3 protein-coding genes and 1 pseudogene are annotated in these 3,920 nt (G+C 38.6%); all 4 read right to left on the reverse strand.

Annotated elements, in window-relative coordinates:
* Nucleotides 1-69: 69 nt before the first annotated feature.
* Nucleotides 70-1,050, reverse strand: coding sequence for a TIGR01777 family oxidoreductase (locus QZ265_RS10105; RefSeq protein WP_296405839.1), 981 nt, complete (start codon nucleotides 1,048-1,050; stop codon nucleotides 70-72).
* A 208-nt stretch (nucleotides 1,051-1,258) separates the two neighbouring features.
* Complete coding sequence (locus QZ265_RS10110; protein WP_296405841.1) at nucleotides 1,259-1,906, reverse strand: Sua5/YciO/YrdC/YwlC family protein; 648 nt, start codon at nucleotides 1,904-1,906, stop codon at nucleotides 1,259-1,261.
* Between the two features lie 108 nt (nucleotides 1,907-2,014).
* Nucleotides 2,015-3,271, reverse strand: a complete 1,257-nt coding sequence (gene dprA / locus QZ265_RS10115) for a DNA-processing protein DprA (RefSeq protein ID WP_296405842.1) — start codon at nucleotides 3,269-3,271, stop codon at nucleotides 2,015-2,017.
* A 431-nt stretch (nucleotides 3,272-3,702) separates the two neighbouring features.
* A pseudogene (locus QZ265_RS10120) lies at nucleotides 3,703-3,920 on the reverse strand (threonine synthase); the annotation flags it as partial.

Consider the following 3,920-nt stretch of genomic DNA (forward strand, 5'->3'; position numbering starts at 1 on the left):
TGTTTCACATGGAACAACTAAACTTAAAAAGTTCCACGTGAAACCATTTGTCAGTAGCCATTACAAGTTCTATTTTTGATATTGAAGTGCCTGTGATAACTCACTATAGTCAAATTCAAAACCTGCCTCTGTTAATGCTTTAGGCAATACTTTCTGTCCATCTATTAATAAAGTCGACATTTCACCAAACATCATTTTTAACACAGGCGTAGGGAGAGTCATGAGTGTAGGACGATTCAACCAACTTCCTACCGCTTTGGTAAAGCTAGCATTATTAACTGGATTAGGAGCGGTTAAATTATAGATAGAGAGTTGATTGTGTTCAGTAGATATCTGCCTATAATCGCTGGGTTTGGGTAAATGAAGGTTTATAATAAATAATACGGCTCGAACCCAATCCTCGCGACTAATCCAACTCATAATTTGTTTGCCATCTCCAAGTTGCCCACCTGCCCCAATTTTAAAGGCAGGTATCAGTCTACCTAACATTCCGCCACTCGGATGAATCACTACGCCGGTCCGCACCAATACCACCTCCACACCATCTTTAATGGCCGAAGTAGCCATTTGCTCCCAGCTGTCACAAAGTTGATGAGCGAAGTCTTCTTTATTGGCATTTGAATTATTAGCGTTTGAATTGGCTTGGTTTGAATGGTATTGGCTACTTTCATCCAAAGGTTTATTCCCTTGAGCACCATACCATCCAATCGCTGAACCACTAATTAACAATTGCGGTTTATGTTTGATACGACCTATGTATTCTAATAACGATTGAGTTGGTAATATCCTACTATCAAATAGTTCCTTCTTACGGGTTTTGGTCCATCTTTTATCGGCAATACCGGCACCAGCAAGATTAACAATGACGTCATAACTCACCGATGTCTGACTTAACTCTTCATAACTCATCATAGTTATATAGCTGGGATGTGACTGGCTTTTATCTCGGCTAAGCCAAGTGATAGAAACCTCAGTGCCCCGCTCTTGGTTAAGAAGCTGACTTAATGCACTTCCTAAAAAGCCTGATCCCCCGCTAATCAAAATATTCATTTTCAGTCCTTTGTATATGGTTAGGTTTTTGTCTAGGTTAATAATTTAGTTTAAGGCTGAGTTTAGGCCTTTATAATTTTCATATTTAGGTCTGTCTATAATGATACTAGCTATAATTATTACAGTTATTGTTCGTCTTAGTGTATTGACTTATGTTATTGAGCAATTTAAATAACACAATAAAATAGTGATGATAAATGCTCTATGTTCACCTGATTAATACTCCAGAGCGAGCATCTCTTATCTGACTAGGTAAGGTATAGCCAAGTGTAGCGCCTTGCAGATAAAAGATACTATCAGCAAAATAATCATAAGCTTGTTCAAAGCTAGTCGCTGGATTTAGCTGTGATGGATTACAACTTGTTGACACAATAAAACCGTAAGGATTGGTCTTGCTAGTCCTATTTTGACAAAGCTTTTGAATCAAAGGATGCGAAATCACACGGACGGCGACCGAGTCATGTGCGCCGGTAATCCATTTGGGAATAATGGCTGCTTCTGTATTGCAATCTGCATCTGATGTTGACAAAGGCAGCAACCAAGTATTTGCTTGGCGGTTAGACAAAAAATCAGTGCTATTATCTTGTTGCCAACTTTCAATAACTTGTTGGCGTCTGGTTTTGGATAACTGCATTAACAAGGGTTTGATACGATCAATACTATCAGTCACCACAATCATTCCCTTCTCAATCGGTCTATTCTTGATTGCCAATATCTGACTGACTGCCTGTTTATTGTAAGGATCACAGCCTATGCCCCAAACGCTTTCGGTTGGGTAAGCCAATAATTTACCTTGTTGTAGCCACTGTGCAGCTTGATCGATATCACTGGTGATATGTTGGGGATTTGCATTCATAGTATCGTATTTACTCTAGTCACTTATTGCTCAATGCTCAATGCACTGGATAATATTTTTAGGATAGGCTGAATAAGATCTTCTGCAATAGAAGCTCGCCCCGCTAGTTTAGAGTCGTTGATAGCGTCCCCCAACTTGGGTAATGACACCCATTAACTCAAGTTCCATTAACTGACTTAATAAACTGGCGGTATCTAAATTAGTCTTGGCAATTAATGCATCTAAATCTTGGGCGTCAAATTCTATATGAACCCATAAAGGTTGAAGGTGTTCAGAAATAGTAACAGACTTCGGCTCTTTTGAAATAGGCTTAGCGTTAAATATTAATGCATTGCTTATAGTATTAATGTTAGGTGCTTCTAAGCTATTATTGGCTATTACATTACTAACTTTTGATGATAACTCTGTTTCTTGCAACATTGATTCTTGAGCAGTTGTGTCATTTTGCTTTTGCAATGGCGTATGAAGCTGATGGCAAAGATCATTTATCACTTGGTCAGGGTGATAAATCAGTGTTGCTCCTTCTCTTATAAGATAGTGACAGCCTTCAGCATTGGGATTATCAATACTGCTAGGTAAAGCAAAAACTTGCTTGCCTTGCTCAGAGGTCAGTCGCGCCGTAATTAATGAACCACTTTTTACCGCCGCTTCTGTGACTATTGTTCCTAAACTTAAGCCTGCCACCAAACGATTGCGTCTAGGAAAGGTATGCTTATGCGGTAGTGTTCCTGGAAACAATTCACTAATAATACAACCGCCTTCGTTAACCATTCGATCGAATAAAGATTGATGCTGCTTGGGGTAACACACGTCGATTCCCGTACCCATTACCCCGATACTTCGCCCACACGCTTCTTTGTCTTGCGCCAAAGCCCCTAAGTGAGCTTGGGCATCGACCCCTTGTGCCAAACCACTGGTAATAATAAATCCTGATTTAGCCAAATATTGTGCCATGTCAAAAGTGAATTTTTGCGCTTTGTGTGTCGGTTTTCGACTGCCGACAATGGCTATCTGCGGCTGATTCAAGCGCTCAATATTACCTCGATAAAACAATACAGGTGGCGGATCAAATATGTTTAACAACTGCTGAGGATAATGCACTTCAAATTGAAACACTATTTTGAACTCGCCTTGATTAATACGTGATTTTAGAACCGCTAGAAAATTCTCGTCCTCTAATTGAGTAGCTTGGCTCTGCCGTTCAATGTGTTTTTTATGTATCCCCAGTTGTTGCCACTGAGATTCAGAAGCTTGTAAAGCTTGCTTTGCTGTACCAAAATACTTTTCTAGTTTATAAAAGGCTGACAACGACGCATTTACTCTTTTCCATAGCAATAATACAGCGCGTTGCTGAGGTGTAAACATAACTGGTTCATTGTTTGGTTCATTGTTAAGTTCATCGTTTTGCTCATTGTATTGCTCATTGTTCGAGCTAATCTTTAATTTGGCATTCATATTTTTGACCATAGCAACTTTATGGCATAAAACGTATTGTTCATAACTAGTCCCTTATAATAAGTCCCTTAATTTAAATAAAAATAAGCTACAGTTTATAGCCTTTAAAATTGTGATACATAGTAGCAAAAACCACCTTCTATTATCATTTTAAATTTATAATACTGTTTTATTTCTCTAAACAAATGATTAAAATTTAATGCAAAAAAAATCAGAATGCCGTCTATTGCACTCTGATCTAGCTACATGATTTAGATAGATGGTTTAGATAGAAAATTTAGCTACATAATTTAGCTACCTGTTTTAAATGTTTGCTTTAGCTAATATGGTCTTTAGACAGGTTATACTGGTGAAACCACCGCTTTAATCTCATCAGCCACTAAGCTCGCATCATTGTCCAATACCGTCACATGTTGTTCTAAAGATTCTAAGCCTTTTGTGTGTTCAGGACGTTCGATATCTATCTCACCCACTGCTTCAACAATTGTCTCAGAAAACTTAACGGGTAATGCCGTTTCTGCACAGATGATAACCTCACCGTCTCGCTGTAGCTCACGTG

It is taken from the genome of Psychrobacter sp., from assembly GCF_018260395.1.
In the GTDB taxonomy this organism is placed as follows: domain Bacteria; phylum Pseudomonadota; class Gammaproteobacteria; order Pseudomonadales; family Moraxellaceae; genus Psychrobacter.

What these genes read in the sequence shown, in the direction of transcription:
- QZ265_RS10105 (WP_296405839.1), bottom strand. Translation starts at nt 1,050, where the DNA reads ATGAATATTTTGATTAGCGGGGGATCAGGCTTTTTAGGAAGTGCATTA.
- QZ265_RS10110 (WP_296405841.1), bottom strand. Translation starts at nt 1,906, where the DNA reads ATGAATGCAAATCCCCAACATATCACCAGTGATATCGATCAAGCTGCA.
- dprA (WP_296405842.1), bottom strand. Translation starts at nt 3,271, where the DNA reads ATGTTTACACCTCAGCAACGCGCTGTATTATTGCTATGGAAAAGAGTA.